At 66.2% G+C, this 17080-nt stretch carries 5 protein-coding genes and 1 pseudogene; 1 reads left to right on the forward strand and 5 read right to left on the reverse strand.

The annotated features are described in order from the left end of the window. The 3 genes and pseudogenes from VB734_RS04925 to VB734_RS04935 all read right to left on the reverse strand — a co-directional run. Positions 1–1651, reverse strand: a pseudogene (locus VB734_RS04925) (hypothetical protein); the annotation flags it as partial. A 77-nt stretch (positions 1652–1728) separates the two neighbouring features. Beyond that, complete coding sequence (locus VB734_RS04930; RefSeq protein ID WP_416238036.1) at positions 1729–7161, reverse strand: choice-of-anchor I domain-containing protein; 5433 nt, start codon at positions 7159–7161, stop codon at positions 1729–1731. Positions 7162–7362: 201 nt separating this feature from the next. After that, positions 7363–9027 carry a cation:proton antiporter family protein gene (locus VB734_RS04935; protein ID WP_323243001.1) on the reverse strand — a complete coding sequence of 555 codons (1665 nt, stop codon included), beginning with the start codon at positions 9025–9027 and terminating at the stop codon, positions 7363–7365. Positions 9028–9122: 95 nt separating this feature from the next. On the opposite strand from VB734_RS04935, the gene VB734_RS04940 reads away from it, so the two are divergent. Then, on the forward strand, positions 9123–11828 hold the full coding sequence (locus VB734_RS04940; protein ID WP_323243002.1) for an HAD-IC family P-type ATPase: 2706 nt from the start codon (positions 9123–9125) through the stop codon (positions 11826–11828). 68 nt (positions 11829–11896) lie between these two features. Here VB734_RS04940 and psaB read toward each other — a convergent pair whose 3' ends face one another. Continuing rightward, positions 11897–14110, reverse strand: coding sequence for a photosystem I core protein PsaB (gene psaB, locus VB734_RS04945; protein WP_323243003.1), 2214 nt, complete (start codon positions 14108–14110; stop codon positions 11897–11899). Positions 14111–14130: 20 nt separating this feature from the next. Next, on the reverse strand, positions 14131–16434 hold the full coding sequence (psaA, locus tag VB734_RS04950; RefSeq protein ID WP_323243004.1) for a photosystem I core protein PsaA: 2304 nt from the start codon (positions 16432–16434) through the stop codon (positions 14131–14133). Positions 16435–17080 lie beyond the last annotated feature (646 nt).

Below are 17080 nucleotides of genomic sequence, written 5' to 3' on the forward strand. Positions count from 1 at the left end.
CCGCCGGGGTGGCCGCCGCCGCGGGCCGGTAGGCGCTGTTGCTGCCGTCGTCGAGCACCAGCTCGCGCAGGGCCGTGGCCTGCTCGGCGGCAAAGGCGGCCGGCCCCGGCTCCATCACATTGGTGGGCTGGAGCGGCAGCCCCCCGGCGCTGAGCTCCACCTCGCCGAAGCGGAACTGGCCGAACAGACCGTTGACGCTGAGGGTCTCCGGGAAGCGCACCCACATGCCCTCGTAGGGCTCCAGATCGAGGGCGCTGCTGCGCTGGGCGAGCAGGTCAGGGATGTCGACCCGTTGCGTGTCACCCAGGCGGCCCTGCCCTTCCACCGTCAGGGCGCTGACGGCCGTGATCACCGTCTGGCCGAAGCGCTCGGCCACCGTGCCGGTGAGCCGCACCCGGTCACCGATCACCACATCGACATTCGTGCCCGTCAGGGGGTAGGCCACGTAGAGCCCCTCGGAGGTGAGGGCGCTGGTGTCCCAGTCGCCGGTCTCCTCCTGCAGGAAGAAGCCACCCAGTTCGGCGCTGGCCTGGAAGTCGCCCACCACCACGGCGCTGAGGGTCACGCTCTGGTTCAGGAGGGGGCTGCTGGCGCCGCTGCCCTGCACCGCCGAGATCCGGCTGATGCGGTCGTTGTCGGCGATGGTGACCGCGGCACTGCCCGCCCCAGCGGCAATCGTGTGGCCCGTCGGTGCGGTCAGCTCGATAAGCAGGGTCTCGGGGCCTTCATTGAGGACGTCATCAAGCACCGCGATGGTCAGATCAACGCTGGCCGCTCCCGCCGGGATCAGCACCGAGGCCGGCAGGGGGCTGGCCAGGTCGCTGGCGTCGGCCAGACCGACCCCGCTGACCAGGCGGATCGGAACCGCCAGGGCCGCCACCGTGGAGCCGGTGCGGCTGATGCGCAGGCTGGCCCCATCGCCGGATTCGCTCGCCACGGCGTCGATGGCCGCGATCGCGACCTCAGGCAGCCCCGGCGGCGTCGCCACCGACAGGCGCAGATCGTCGATGGCAAGGCCGTGGTCGTTGCCGGGATCGTTGATCTCCGCCCAGCGCAGCCAGAGGGTGGCGTCGGCCGCCCAGGGGCTGGCCGAGAGGTCGAGGCTGCCGCCCACACCAGCCACCCTGCCGGCGCCGTTGCCATCGACCGCACCGGCCGTGCTGCCGGTCACCGGTGAGGCCCAGTTGAAGCTGGCCCCCGGCGTGGCCCAGAGGCCCACCTGCTCAAAGCTGGCGCCGAAGCCCCACTGCAGCTCCATCGTCTGGGCCGCGGTGTTGCCGCCGTTGCGCCACTGCTCGCCGTTGAAGGAGAGATCCAAGCTGGAGATCGCCGCCCCGCTGGCATTGGTGAGGGCCAGGGCGAACCAGCCGGCCACCGACCCGCTGGAGGGGGAACCGAAATAACTGCCGCCCGACCCCAGCCCCCCCAAAGCCCGGTCGCTGCTGCCCGTCGACCCGTAGCTCACGAAGGCACCGGCATTGCCGGTGCCGCTGTCGGCGTTGTAGGTGGCAAGGGCGACCGGGGCAGCCGCCGGCTGGCGGAACAGGTGCCACCCCGGCAGGGTCACGTCGTTGGCCCAGCCATTCCCGGAGCCGGAGAGGGCCAGGGCATCGAAGCTCTGGCTGTACAGGCCTGTGAAGAGGGCTGGCATGGTCCGGGGGGGGGGGGATGGGCGAGGGAGGAAGACGGAGACGCGAGAGGGCCCAGGGAATGGGCCCCCGGAACGCCTCAGACCAGGGCGAAGTTGGCCTGGTTGTTGAGCGCGGCGGCGCTGATGTTCGTGAAGTGGCCCACGGCCACCCCCGACACACGCAGCAGGGTGTCGGCTCCCACCTGGGAGAAGCCGAGATCCGCGAAGGCCACGCCCCGCAGGCCCACCGTGTCCACACCGACGGTGAAATCCATCACGTACTGCTTGGCCGCGGGCCGATCCCCCGGCTCGCTCACCAGCCAGAACTGGTCGGCACCGGCGCCACCGTTGAGGTGGTTGGTGCCGGCCCCAGCGAGGATGGTGAAGACATCGTTGCCCTCGCCGCCCAGGGCCCGGTTGCCGCTGCTGCCGATGATGAATTCGTCATGGCCGGCCATGCCGCTGAGGCGGTTCTGACCGCCGTCGATCGCCCAGATCTGGTCGCTGCCGCTGCCGCCGGTGATCACATCGCGGCTGCCCGCGTACACCACGTCGGCACCGGATCCGGTGAAGATCTTGTTGTCGAAGCCGCTGGTGATCGCCACATCCACCTCGTCGTTGCCGGCGCCGGTGAACACGGTGTCCAGGCGACCGTCGAAGCCGGGGACCGTTGAGAGGCCCGGAAGGAGGATGTCGTTGCCGGGGGTGCCGACAAGGATCGGATCGATCACAGAATCGACGCGCACCGCCAGGTTCTGGAGGCGTGTGTCGAGAGCCGCCGGGGTGTCGGCCGCCGTGAACGGGTTGTCGGGGGAGTGGTTGTCGGCCAGGAATTCGGCCAGGGCATCCTGCTCGGAGCCATCGGCGGCGAAGGTGGCGACGCCGGTGCGGGGGGCGCCGCCCGGCTGGGTGATGTTCACCCGGTTGGGGTTCGTGAGGCTCGCGAAGGGGTAGCCGTCACCGCCACTGGCCAGGAAGTCCAGGGTCACCATCCGGATGCTGCGGGCCGGATCGCCCACCACCTCGCCGTTTCGGACCACGACGTCAAGATCGTTGCCGACCTCGTCCTGGATCGCCAGGTTCACCACCCGGGAGCCTGTCGGGCGGCTGAGGTCGTAGCTGAAGGCCAGGCCGCCCACCTGGGGGAACCGGCCCTGGTTGATGCCGGCGCCGATGCCGTGCTCGATCAGGGCCTTGAGTTCGCTGGGGGAGACGCTGACGAGCGACAGGCCGTTGTTGAAGCTGAGGGCGTTGGCGATGTCATTGCGGGAGATGCCGCCCTCCGGCTTCACCACGTTGCCCTGGGCGTCGAACACCGCCGCGGTGGGCAGCAGCTCGGGAACCCCGGTCACCGAACCGGTGGGAATGGTCGACTGACCGATGGAATTGCGGATGCCGCCGCCGTTCTTGAGCGAGACCACCACGGTGGGATCGATCTGGCGGGCGTAGGCGAGATTGGCGTCGGCCGTGAGGTTGCCGAGGTTGGTTTCCTCGCTGCGCACACCGGGGTTGCGGTTGCCGTTGAGGAACACCTCACTGACGCCGAACCAGTCCGACTCCTGGGAGACGATCACCGCCCGCAGGTTGTCGACCACCTCCTGGACCCGAGCATCGATGAAGGCCTCGGCATTGAGGGCCGCAACACCGGCGGCATCGGTGCTGTAGGCACCACTGAGGCTGGGGTCGTAGCTGGCCGGGATGATCACCCCGGAGGCATCGAAGTCGAGCACCAGGCGGCCCAGGTACTTATAGGTGCCATCGGTGTTGACCACCGCCACGGGCTTGCCATCGGCGTCGGTCTTGACGATCGGGTAGGGACCCTGAACGCTGTCGCCGGGGCGGGTCACGTCATCGCTGTCGAACAGGCGGGTGTTGGAGCCACCGGCCACGATGATGTCCACGTGGCGCAGGCGCTCGGCCAGGGCCTGCTCGATGCTGATCTGCTGCATGTGGGCCAGCAGGATCACCTTGTTCAGGCCCGGATTGGCCGCGATCAGGGCGTCCACATCAGCCTGGATCTCAGCGGCGAGGGCATCGAGTTCGGCGGCCGTGGGCACACCGCTGAACGGGCCCGGAGCCACGCCAACGCCGCCCGGGCTGGAAATGGTGCGCAGCCAGGGTGTGGTGGCGCCCACCACACCCACCGACTCGCCGTTGACATCGAAGACGACACTGCTGGTGATGGTGTTGGGTTGGGGTGCCTGGCCGGCGGGCACCACCAGGGAGGCCAGGTTGGCGTCGCTGCTGAAGTCGAGGTTGCCGCTCAGGTAGGGGAAGGCCGTGCCGGGGTAACCGGCGGCCGCATTGGGCCGGATCAGGTCCCGCACCACCGCGGTGCCCTGGTCGAACTCGTGGTTGCCGAAGGCGATCGCCTGGACGCCCAGGGCGTTCTGGATCAGGACATCGCCGCGACCCACGGCGCCGTAGGCCTGGGCGGAGGCTCCATAGAACAGGCCGGGGATCCAGGCGTCGCCGCTGGAGAGGGTGAGGGTGTTGGTGAAGCCGGGGATGCCGTCAAGGTCGATGTCCTGGGCCCGCAGGGCGTTGAGCACACCGGAGAGGCGGGGCGCATTGTCCAGGGCCGAGATGGCCCCCTCCTGGTCGGCCAGGTGGAACAGCTGCAGGCGGAAGGCACTGCCGCTTGGCAGGGGCGCCGCTGTGGTGATGCTCACCACGTCATTGCCTTCGCTGCTGGCGATCAGGCCGGCCGGCTCCCCGGAGGGGCTGCGCAGGAAGGTGATGCCCTCGATCCGCTCGGCGCCGGGGAACACCACCGGATCCACAGCCACCACGTTGTACGGGTCGGTCACGTCGAACACGGCGGCCACACTCGTGGTGGTGCGCTCCAGGGCCACGAAGGCGTAGGTGCGACCGGCCACGGTGGCGATCTCCACCATCTCGGGCTCGGTGCCCTTGTCGTCATCGCGATTGGAGGCCATCAGGCCAAGGCTGTCGGCCAGCTCCTCCAGGGCGTCGCTGGAATCGAACACCACGTTGCCCTGCACGTCATAGATGCGCAGGGAGCGGGAGCCGATGCTGAACGGCTTGTCGATCAGGCCGTCGCCGTTGATGTCGCCGTAGTCATTGAGCAGGTTGAGGCGGGTGCGGCTGACGCCGGTGGCGGCGGCGAAGGCGTCATTCAGCGCATCCACACCGGGATGGTCCCGGAAGGGGGTGCCGTTCACCAGGGCGCCGTCGTTGGCGCGGGTGAGGTCGAAGAAGATGTTGCCCCGGTCCGGCTCGTACTCGCGCGAATCGCCCTCACCCACCGCCAGCAGGAAGCTGCGCCCCTGGGAATCGGTGAAGGTGGCGATGCCGTCCGGCATGGTGAGGCTGTAGAGCGGCAGGCCGGCGACTGGCAGGTACTGATTGCTGTTCGAGGGGCCGTCGCGGTCGGAACTGTCGAAGCCGGCGCCGTCGAAGCTCACCACGGTGATCGTGTTGCCGCTGGCGCCTTCGGTGCCGAAATCGTTGTCGTAGTTGATCACCAGGGCGCCGTCATCGCGGATGGTGAGGCCTTCCGGTTTGTCGAAAGCCAGGCTGCCGCCGATGGAGGGCAGATTGAACAACTCGATCTTGTGGGCCAGGCGGATGCCGGCGGCAGCCAGCACGTCGGCGCTGGAGGTGCTGAAGATCGGGGCCGTGGCGGCGTTGCTGTCGTGATCGACGAGGGTGCGGCGGTTGTCGAGCAGCTCGGGGCTGACCACGCCGATCGCGCCCAGCCAGCCGTCCGTGGCCTGGTCGGCGGCGCTGGTGAGCGGCAGGGTGTCGGTGGCACCGCGCAGATCCACCTCAAACACGTGCTTGAAGCCGGTGAGGCTGCGGCTGCTGTCGCGCTCCATCACCAGGAAGACGCCACGGTCGGCGTCGAAGGCCACATCGCCGATCTTGTCCTGCCCGGAGCGGCCACTCAGCAGGTAGAGGTGTTCCTTCACCGGGGTACCGGTGGCGGGGTCGATCGCCAGGATGCGGGTGAGTTCGGAGCGGCTGCGGCCTTCGGTGACGCCGTCCCCATTGGCATCCACATCCAGGGGGCTCTGCATGAAGGCATAGAGCAGGCCGTCGGTGGGATTGAAGGCCATGCCCTCGATGCCACGGTTGCTCCAGCGGTTGCCGTAGATGGCCGGCAGGCTGTCGATCGTTTCAGCGCCGATCGGGGTGGCGCCGCCCACGTTGTGCTGGGCGGCCAGCTGGGCCTTCTGACCGGCGGGGATGTAGCGCTGGATCAGGTTGCCGCTCAGCGCATCAAAGATCGAAATCTGACCCCGGTATTCATCGCCGACGGCGAACACCTGGCGCGTGCTGCCGCCGATGGTGAGGCTGAACAGCGAGACGGTTTCCGAGTCGATGCCGAAGGGGTCATAGGCCAGTGGCGCATTGGCAACGTCGATCGGGACGTCATCCTTGATCGCCAGCTGGGGCAGACCGGTGAGGGGGGTGCCATCGGGACGATTGAGTCCAATGCGGCCCAGCTCGGTGACGGCTCCGGTGCTGCGATTCATGCCCAGCTTGTAGATGCTGGGCTGAAAGTCCGGATCCAGGAACTGACGCTGACCAGCGATCAGATCGCCGTTGGGGCCCCGATCGGTGATGGAGTAGTAGACATCCAGTTCGGTACCGTTCAGCGTCTCCTTGCCGGCGAAGAACAGGCCGGAAAGGCCACCAGCCAGCACCCCATCGGGCTGGTTGGCGGAGCCAGCGGCATACTCCAGTTCGAAACTGAAATTCTCGGCACTGGCGACGCCGCGGGACCAGTCCTTGATGCCGGCGGAGAAGATGGTGCTGATCACCGGCGCGGAGCCGCTCAGATCAACCACGGCGATGGCGTTGTTCTCCTGCAGGGAGATCCAGGCGGTGTTGCCATCGGCGCTGATGGCAATGGCTTCCGGCTCGATGTCCTGGGCCACACTGGTGGTGACGCCCAGACGGGTGCCGATGCGGACACCGCGATTGATCAACTCGGCTCTGCGGTTCTCCCAGGCTTCGAAGCCCACGGTCTGCACATCGGCGGCGGCGGGGGCTACGGGCGTGCTCGCCAGATAGCCGCTGGTATCGACAAGTGAAATCGATCCGACGGGATCAATGGTGTAAAGGGAATTCGGCTCTCCTTCGTTGGTCACCAGAAGCCTGGTGCCGTCACTGCTGAACTTGACCATGTCGGGCAGGGCCCCCACGGTCACGGTGCTGAGATGAACAGGCAGGGCCGGATTGCTGAGGTCGTAGAACTGCACAAACCCCGGATCCGTCTTGACGGCGTTCTGCACCGCAATGGCGAGCAGATTGCCGAACACCGCCGCGCTCTGCAGGGTTTCACCGTTGCCGGTGGAGGTGGCACGGGCCACGGCCTGGGGGTTGGCGGGATCACGGAGATCGGAAACCACAATGGCCCCGGATCCGCCGCCAACGGTATACAGGTAGCCGCTGGCTGGGTTATAGGCAGAGATTTCGGAGTTGGCCCCAAGTGCTGCCAGAGAGATCACTCCGCCTGTCGCTGGAATGAAAGGATCCAGTGCGGAAAAGGTGAGTCCCATTGAGAGCAGCTGCAGTCGCCTTCAACCTGGCAGCAGCCCCCTCACGCAAGGTTAAGCCCAGACAAATGTGTGTTGAAGGAACGGGCATGGGGCCCGTCGGTCACCTCCAAAGGTGTCAGGGGCAACCCTGGGCCTGTGACGGTCTGGGCGGAGGGGTGACCCACGAACGCCCCCAGGTGCCTGTCCAGCTGGCGCGCCGGTTCAGACCGAACGTTGCGCCTGGAGTTTCAGCAGATCGCCGACGATCAGCTCCGCCGCCCGTTCCGCGGCATCCAGAAAGGGCAGCAAGGTGCGCTGGGCACCCAGGAATTCCAACCGGGCCACCTCCGCCTCGTTGTGAGCCGTGGCGATGAAATGGCCGCGGAACCCAGCCGTCTGCAAGCCGTGGCTGATGGCCGCGTTGGCCTCCAGTGACGGCAGGGTGCTCACCACCACCGTGGCCGAGGAAAGCGGCAGCGAAGCGGTGAACTCCGGGTCCTCCGAGTCCCCGTACTGCACCGGCACCCCTTCCGCAGCGGCCAGGCGCAGGGCCTGGGGATCGAAGTCGATGCCGAGGAGCGACAGATTGTGGGGCTGGAGCTGGCGATGGATCGCGCCGCCGAATCGGCCCAGACCCAGCAGGATCACATCGACCCGTGCCGGCCCGGAGGAGCCGCCGGCGAGCTCGCTGAATGGACTGGCCCGCTCCAGCAGGCGCAAGGGTTGCTGCAGCCATTGGTACAGGCGTTCGGAGCCCAGGATCATGTAGGTCGAGAGGCCGATGGTGATCACCCCCACCAGGGTGATCAGGCTCACTTCCGCTTCGCCGATCTGGCCGAGCCGCATCCCCAGGGCCGCCAGGATCAGCGAAAACTCGGAAATCTGTGCCACGGTGAGTCCGGCCAGCAGCCCGGTGCGACGCCTGTAACCCATCGCCCCCATGATCGCCACCACGATCAATGGATTGCCCACGAGCACGAACAGCGACAGCACCAGCGCGGGCCAGAGCTGGACACCCGCCGCCGTGAGGTTGAGGCCGGAGCCCAGATCAATGAAGAAGAACAGCAGCAGGAAGTCGCGCAGGCCGATGAGCCGGGAGGCGATCGCTTCCCGATAGGAGGTTGAGGCGATCGACACCCCCCCCAGGAAGGCTCCCACCTCCTTGCTGAAGTTCATCCCATCGGCCAGGGCCGCCAGTCCCACGGCCCAGGCCACGGCAAAGAGCACCAGCAACTCCTGGTTCTGGGCCAACCGACCCAGCAGCGGCGGCATCACCCAGCGCATCGTGGCGGCGGTTCCCAGCACGAAGGCCGTGCCCACCAGGAACAGGCGGATCCCCTGGGCCGCCATGCCGCCCGATCCACCCGCCGCCGAAAAGGAGCTGAGCAGCATCATCGCCAGAATGACGGCGATGTCCTGCACCACGAGAAACCCGACCGCAATCCTGCCGTGCAGGGAATCGATCTCCCGCTTGTCGGAGAGCAGCTTGACGATGATGATCGTGCTGGAGAAGGTGAGGCAGACGGCGATGTAGATCGCCTGCACCGGTGCAAACCCCAACCCCAGAGCCAGCAGGAATCCGATCAGCGACGTGAAGACGATCTGGCCCAGGCCTGTCGCCAGGGCCACCGGACCAACGGAGCGAATCAGTCCCACGTCGAGTTTGAGTCCGACCACAAACAGCAGCACGGAGATGCCGATGCTGGAGAGCAGTTTCAGCTCACTGCCACCGGAGGCCCATCCCAGCACGGCGGGCCCCACCACGATGCCGGTGAGGATGTAACCGATGATCAGCGGCTGGCGCAGCCTCAGAGCCAGCACGCCGATCACGCCGGCGATCATCAGGATCGCCGCCAGCTCCTGGAAGGTGCTGCCGAAGGTCAGCATGGGAGGTCCGCCGTGGGGTGATCGACGCCCCCATCCAACCGCGGCCAGGCCAGCGGTATGCGCTAGGGGTTGAATCCATTCCCCACCGCACTCCCATGGCGCCCTTGCCCGCACCAGCCCATGCCCTGCCGGCGGCCGATGTGGTCGAAGCCCTGCAGAGCGATGCCGTCAACGGACTGAGCCAGGCGGAGGCCCAGCGGCGGCGGCTGGTTCATGGCGCCAATGCGCTCAGCCGCCGTGGCGGCAAGCCCGCCTGGCTGAAATTTCTGCTCCAGTTCAACAACCCCCTGCTGGTCACCCTGCTGGTGGTGGGGGCCGTGAAGGCACTGCTGGGTCACCCCCGCGATGCCCTGGTCATCTGGAGCGTCACGGTGATCAATGCCGTGATCGGCTTCGTCCAGGAGAGCAAGGCCGAGAACGCCATCGCTGCCCTGGCGCTGGCGGTGCGAACCGAGGTGGAGGTGGTGCGCGAAGGCGTGCGTCAGCGCCTGGCCTCGGAGCAGCTGGTGCCGGGCGATCTGGTGCAGCTGGATGCCGGGGCGCGGGTGCCGGCTGACCTGCGCCTGCTGGCGGTACGCCAGCTGCGGACCGACGAATCGGCCCTCACCGGTGAATCACTGCCGGTGTCCAAGGGCACCTCCGCCATCGAAGCCTCAGCCCCCCTGGCGGAGCGGATCGGCATGACCTACGCGGGGAGCTTCGTGACGACGGGACAGGGCCTGGGGGTGGTGGTGGCTACGGGGGATGGCACCGAAGTCGGGAGCATCTCCAGCTCCCTGCAGGAGCAGGTGGATCTCACCACGCCGCTGACCCGCAAGTTCGCGCGCTTCAGTCGCACCTTGCTGCAGGTGATTCTGGTGCTGGCCGGGCTCACGTTTCTCGTAGGGCTGGCCCGGGGGCGCGGTGCCGAAGAGATGTTCGATGGGGCCGTGGCCCTGGCGGTGGGAGCGATCCCGGAGGAGTTGCCGGCGATCGTCACGATCACGCTGGCCATCGGTGTGAATCGCATGGCCCGGCGACGAGCGATCATCCGCAAGCTGCCGGCCGTGGAAGCCCTTGGCAGCACCACCGTCATCTGCTCCGACAAGACCGGAACCCTCACCCAGAACCGGATGACAGTCCAGCACCTCTATGGCGGTGGTCAGTGGGTGGCGATTGAGGATCTCTGGCCAGGGAATGGGCTGTCCGGCGCCGCGAATGTGGCCCTGCAGGAAACCCTGCTGGCAGGCCTGCTCTGCAACGACGCCCGACCCAGCAGCCGGGAGGGACTGGTCGGAGACCCGACCGAAACGGCCCTGCTGGTGGCCGCGGACATGGCCGGCATCGACCGCCGCTCGGCCCTGGCTCGCCATCCGCGCCGCGACGCCATTCCGTTTGCGTCAGAGCAGCAGTTCATGGCCACCCTTCACGGCAGCGAGCGCATTCTGCTCAAGGGCTCGGTGGAAGCCGTGCTCGATCGCTGCCGTCGTCAGCTCGATGGCCGGGGCCGGCCCCAGCCCCTGGACCGACCGGCGGTGGAGGCGGCCGTGGCGGCTATGGCCGCCCGTGGGGAGCGGGTGCTCGCCTTTGCCATCGGCCAGGCCGGGGCGTCTCAGCTCCAGCTGGAACACCACCATGTGGCCGAGGATCTCGATTTCCTTGGTCTGCAGGGGATGCTGGATCCGCCCCGTTCCGAGGCGATCCGGGCCGTGGCGGCCTGCCAGGCGGCAGGCATCACGGTGAAGATGATCACCGGCGACCACCTGGAAACCGCTCGGGCCATCGCCCGCCAGATGGGCATCGGCCGCGCTCCGGCCGGTGAGGGTGAAGAGCTGGCGGCGATCGATGGCCGCCAACTGGCGGCACTGGGTCCGGATGGCATCGCCGCATGCGTGGATCGGGTGGACGTGTTTGCCCGGGTGGCACCGGCCCAGAAACTGCAGCTGGTGCAGGCCCTCCAGGCCAACGGCGAGGTGGTGGCGATGACCGGCGACGGTGTGAATGATGCCCCCGCCCTCAAGCAGGCCGACATCGGCATCGCCATGGGCGCGGGCGGCACCGAGGTGGCCCGCCAGGCCGCCGACATGCTCTTGACGGACGACAACTTCGCCACGATCGAAGCGGCGGTGGAAGAGGGGCGCACGGTCTACCTCAACCTGCGCAAGACCCTGGCTTTCGTGCTGCCGGTGAATGGCGGCGCCTCGATGACGATCCTGCTGGGGGCTGTGCTGGGAACGCCCCTGCCGGTCACTGCCCTGCAGGTGCTCTGGCTCAACATGATCTGCTCGCTGACGATGTCGCTCGCCCTGGCCTTTGAGCCCGTGGCCCCCTGGTTGATGCAGCAGCCCCCCCGGCCGCCGCAGCAACCGCTGCTCACCGGCGGCCTGATCCGCCGGTTGCTGGTGGTGTCACTGTTCAACTGGATGGTGATCTTCGGCCTGTTTCTCTGGAGCACACGGCACGGCAGCGACCTGAACCTGGCCCGCACCATGGCTGTGCAGGGTCTGGTGTTGGCCCATCTGGTCTATCTGGTGAGCATCAGCCAGCTGGGCGCGGCGCTGTCCGCGTTGCCGCGGCTGGGCTGGGGGGCCTTCACCCGGGCGCCGGCCGTGCTGCTCGGCATCGCTGGCACGGTGGCGGTGCAGTGGATCTTCAGCCAGACGGCGGCGATGAACCGCTTCTTCGGCACCGCGCCGCTCCAGCTTGAGCAGCTGGCGGTGTGCGCGTTGCCGATGCTGCTGATGCTGCCGGTGGCCTGGCTGGGGGAGCGGCTCGATCCCACGGACCCCGAGCCGATCCAGCCAAGAAAAAACCCCCGGTGATGACCGGGGGTCTGGGGGTCCCTCGAAGATTCGAGAAGGGGCGTGGACGGGGTTCGGGAGCCGGAGGCTCAGCCGAACTTGCCTGACGTGGACGCGATCAGGAAGGCCGCGTACGTGAGGATGTAGCCGATCGTGAAGTGGGCGAGACCCACCACACGGGCCTGAACGATCGAGAGAGCGACGGGCTTGTCGCGCCAGCCCACCAAGTTGGCGAGGGGCGTGCGCTGATGCGCCCAGACGATGGTTTCGATCAGCTCCTGCCAGTAACCCCGCCAGGAGATCAGGAACATGAAGCCGGTGGCCCACACCAAGTGACCGAAGAGGAACATCCAGGCCCAGACGGCCAGGTTGTTGGACCCTCCTGGGTTGTACCCGTTGATCAGCTGGGAGCTGTTGAGCCAGAGGTAATCGCGGAACCAACCCATGAGATAGGTGCTGGATTCGTTGAACTGGGCCACGTTGCCCTGCCAGATGGCGAGGTGCTTCCAGTGCCAGTAGAAGGTGACCCAACCGACGGTGTTCAGGGCCCAGAAGACAGCCAGATAGAAGGCGTCCCAGGCCGAGATGTCGCAGGTGCCGCCACGGCCGGGGCCGTCGCAGGGGAAGGAGTAGCCGAAGTCCTTCTTGTCGGGCATCAGCTTGGAACCCCGGGCATCCAGGGCACCCTTCACCAGGATCAGGGTGGTGGTGTGCAGACCCAGGGCGATGGCGTGGTGGACCAGGAAGTCACCAGGGCCGATCTGCAGGAACAGGGAGTTGTTGCCTGCATTGATGGAATCAAGCCAACCGGGGAGCCAGGGGGCACCGGTGTTGGCGACGCTATCGGAGTTGGCCAGCAGCACATCCATGCCGTACAGGGCCTTGCCACTGGCGGCCTGAACGAACTGGGCAAAGACCGGCTCCACCAGGATCTGCTTCTCGGGGGTGCCGAAGGCGACCACCACGTCGTTGTGGACGTAGAGACCCAGGGTGTGGAAACCGAGGAACAGGGAGACCCAGCTGAGGTGGCTGATGATGGCTTCCTTGTGCTCGAGCATCCGGGCAAGAACGTTGTTCTTGTTGGCTTCCGGGTCGTAGTCGCGGATGAAGAAGATCGCACCGTGGGCGAAGGCACCGCACATCAGGAAGATGGCGATGTACTGGTGGTGCGTGTAGAGCGCCGCCTGGGTGGTGTAGTCCTTGGCGATGAACGCATAGGACGGCAGCGCGTACATGTGCTGCGCCACCAGGCTCGTCGCCACACCTAGGGAAGCCAGGGCGAGGCCCAGCTGGAAGTGGAGGGAGTTGTTGACGGTGTCATACAGCCCCCTGTGACCGGCCCCGAGAGCGCCACCGAAGGGAGTTCCTTTGGGTGGGTTATGGGCTTCGAGGATCTCCCGGATCGAGTGGCCGATCCCGAAGTTGGTCCTGTACATGTGGCCGGCGATCACAAAGATGCAACCGATGGCCAGATGGTGGTGGGCGATGTCCGTGAGCCACAGCGCTTCGGTCTGGGGGTGGAAACCTCCCAGGAAGGTGAGGATCGCGGTGCCTGCTCCATCCGAGGTACCGAACACCTGATTGGCGGTGTCGGGGTTCTGGGCGTAGACCCCCCAGTTACCGGTGAAGAACGGAGCCAGACCGGCGGGGTGGGGCGAAACCGAGAGGAAGTTGTCCCACCCGACGTGCTGTCCCCTGGATTCGGGGATGGCGACGTGGACCAGGTGACCGGTCCAGGCGATGGAACTGAAGCCGAACAGCACAGCCAGGTGATGGTTGAGCCGGGATTCAGCGTTCTTGAACCAGGCCAGGGAAGGCTGGAACTTGGGCTGGAGATGGAGCCAGCCGGCGAACAGGGCCCATGCCGAGAGGATCAGCATGAAGATGGAACCCTGGTAGAGCTCCATGTTGGTCGTCATGCCGATCGTGTACCACCAGTGGTACAGACCGGAATAGGCGATGTTCACCGGGGAGGAAGCGCCCGCCTGGGTGAAGGCGTCGATGGCGCCCTGGCCGAAGTGGGGATCCCAGATCGCGTGAGCGATGGGACGTACATGCAGCGGATCGGCGACCCACTGCTCGAAGTTGCCCTGCCAGGCGATATGGAACAGGTTGCCCGAAACCCAGAGGCCGATGATCGCCAGGTGACCGAAGTGGGTGGAGAACAGCTTTTGGTAAAGCCGCTCCTCCGTCATTCCGTCATGGCTCTCGAAGTCGTGAGCCGTGGCGATGCCGTACCAGATACGGCGGGTTGTCGGGTCCTGTGCCAGACCCTGGCTGAACGAAGGAAATTTCGTTGCCATTGGGAAAGGTCAGGTGGAGGTCAGCCGACCGCGATGAGTCGGGACAGGAAGAAGGCCCAGGTTGTCGCAATACCGCCCAGCAGATAGTGGGCGACACCAACGGCACGGCCTTGGGTGATGGAAAGCGCCCGCGGTTGGATGGCGGGAGCCACCTTCAGCTTGTTGTGAGCCCAGACGATGGACTCGATCAGTTCCTGCCAGTAGCCGCGGCCACTGAAGAGGAACATGAGGCTGAAGGCCCAGACGAAGTGGGCACCCAGGAACATCAGACCGTAGGCACTGGAGGACGAGCCGTAGCTGTTCAGCACCTGGGCGGCCTGAGCCCAGAGGAAGTCCCGGAGCCAGCCATTGATGGTGATGGCGCCTTGGGCGAAGTTGCCGTTGGTGATGTGCTGGACGCTGCCGTCGGCATTGACGGTGCCCCACACGTCGCTCTGCATCTTCCAGCTGAAGTGGAAAATGACGATCGACAGGGAGTTGTACATCCAGAACAGGCCGAGGAACACGTGGTCCCAGGCCGACACCTGACAGGTACCGCCACGGCCGGGGCCGTCGCAGGGGAAGCGGAAGCCCAGGTTCGCCTTGTCGGGGACGAGGCGGGAGCTGCGCGCATAGAGCACACCCTTCAGCAGGATCAGCACGGTGACGTGGATCGTGAAGGCGTGGATGTGGTGGACCATGAAGTCGGCCGTTCCCAGGGGGATCGGCGCAGCGGCCACCTTGCCGCCGACGGCGACGACAGCGCCGTTGAACACTTCGCTAACACCGGCCAGCGCATTGGGAGCGGTGGTGCCGGCGGCAGCGGCGTGCAGACCCTGGATCCATTGGGCGAAGACGGGCTTCAGCTGGATCGCAGTGTCGCTGAACATGTCCTGGGGACGACCCAGGGCACTCATGGTGTCGTTGTGGATGTAGAGGCCGAAGCTGTGGAAGCCCAGGAAAATGCACACCCAGTTGAGGTGGCTGATCAGGGCGTCACGGGCTTTCAGCACCCGATCCAGCACGTTGTCGATGTTCTTGGCCGGGTCGTAGTCGCGGATGAGTGCGATGGCCGAATGGGCGCCGGCTCCGACGATCAGGAAGCCGCCGATCCACATGTGGTGGGTGAACAGCGACAGCTGGGTCGGGTAGTCGATGCCGATGTAGGGATACGGAGGCATCGCATACATGTGGTGCGCCACGATGATCGTGAGCGAACCCAAGAGTGCGAGGTTGATACCCAGCTGGGCGTGCCAGGAGGTGGTCAGGAATTCGTAGAGCCCATCGTGACCTTTGGGCGCGGGGAACAGCAGGGGATCGCCCTTCTGGCCCTCGAGAATTTCCTTGATGCTGTGGCCGATGCCCCAGTTGGTGCGGTACATGTGGCCAGCCACAATGAACAGCACCGCGATCGCCAGATGGTGATGGGCGATGTCGGTCATCCAGAGGCTGCCGGTCACAGGATTCAGACCACCCTTGAAGGTGAGGAAATCGCTGTAGGCAGCCCAGTTGCCGGTGAAGAAAGCGGAGATCCCCGCGCCGAAGCCGGGGAACAACTGGGCCAGCAGATCCTGGTTGAGAAACTCGTGGGGGAGCGGGATGTCGGCCACCGAAGCGATGGTCTTGCCGTTCAGCACCAGCGGGTTGCCGGCGTCGATGGCGTCCATCAACTGGGTGGTGGGCAGCGACACGTGCAGCAGGTGACCTGTCCAGGACAGGGACCCGAGCCCGAGCAGGCCGGCCAGGTGGTGGTTGAGCATGGACTCAACGTTCTGGAACCACTCCAGCTTCGGCGCTGCCTTGTGGTAATGGAAGACACCGGCATTGAGCATGAGGCCGGCCATCACCAGGGCACCGATGGCGGTGCAGAGGAGTTGGAACTCGCTGGTGAAACCCCAGGCTCTCCACACATGGAAGAGGCCGGAGGTGATCTGGATGCCGTGGAAGCCGGCACCCACATCGCCATTGAGAATTTCCTGGCCGAAGATCGGCCAGACCACCTGAGCACTGGGTTTGACGTGCAGGGGGTCGGCCAGCCAGCCGGTGTAGTTGGAGAAGCGGGCCCCGTGATAGAAGGCGCCGCTCAGCCAGATGAAGATGACGGCCAGATGGCCGAAGTGAGCGCTGAAAATCTTCCGGGAGACCTCTTCAAGATCGCTCGTGTGGCTGTCGAAATCGTGAGCGTTGGCGTGGAGGTTCCAAACCCAGGTGGTGGTTTTGGGACCTTTGGCGAGGGTGCGATCGAAATGCCCGGGCTTGCCGAGAACATCGAAGTCGACGGGAACGGGGTTCCGGTCAACCATGTCCTTCGCCTTGTTCCCACGCTCTGGTGGGCTGATGGTCATCGAGACGTTCCTCGAGGGACGGGGTCGAGGTGGAGGTCCACCCCTTCGACGGACGCCGGGGACAGGTCATGCGACCGTCCCGGCCCCATCGGTGGGCCCCATGACCGGGAGGACCCGGCCATGGGCACCAGTCGTGAGGCGGGGAAAATCCCTTGCCACGACTGGGGCTTTGGGCCCCGAAAGGGGACCGCTGGCGGAAGTATAGGGGTCGAAAACAAGGCGAATCGGTCGCCAGTTACAAAGGTTTAATCCCAGCGGTTCCAAGGCTGCGACAGCGGTCTGACCGCATGTTGTCAACAACGTAACAATCGGGAAAACGATCGGGTTTCTATAACCTCTTCCTGAATTTATCGACCATTTCAACAGCCCATTTGCCCCGTTCGGGCCCCGACGCAGAATGGCGCCACGGATGACGGAGCCCGCGTGAGCGACAGGGGTGAGAGGCGAGGGGCCGCAGGACGAGACGCCGGCAGGTCTTCCTTCTGGATCGCCCTGTTGACGGCGGTCTTGCTGCTGGTGCTCAGCGTGGCGCCCCCGGCCGCGCTGGCGTTCAACCTGCCGGGCCGGCGTGATCCCCCTGCCTCCGGATACCTATCGTGTGGTTGAGTCCAAGCTCTATCGCCATCTGATCGGCACCTCCTTCGGG

This window comes from Synechococcus sp. BA-124 BA4, assembly GCF_034931165.1.

Coding starts and splice junctions, on each gene's coding strand:
- VB734_RS04930 (WP_416238036.1), bottom strand. CDS start 7,161: ATGGGACTCACCTTTTCCGCACTGGATCCTTTCATTCCAGCGACAGGC.
- VB734_RS04935 (WP_323243001.1), bottom strand. CDS start 9,027: ATGCTGACCTTCGGCAGCACCTTCCAGGAGCTGGCGGCGATCCTGATG.
- VB734_RS04940 (WP_323243002.1), top strand. CDS start 9,123: ATGGCGCCCTTGCCCGCACCAGCCCATGCCCTGCCGGCGGCCGATGTG.
- psaB (WP_323243003.1), bottom strand. CDS start 14,110: ATGGCAACGAAATTTCCTTCGTTCAGCCAGGGTCTGGCACAGGACCCG.
- psaA (WP_323243004.1), bottom strand. CDS start 16,434: ATGACCATCAGCCCACCAGAGCGTGGGAACAAGGCGAAGGACATGGTT.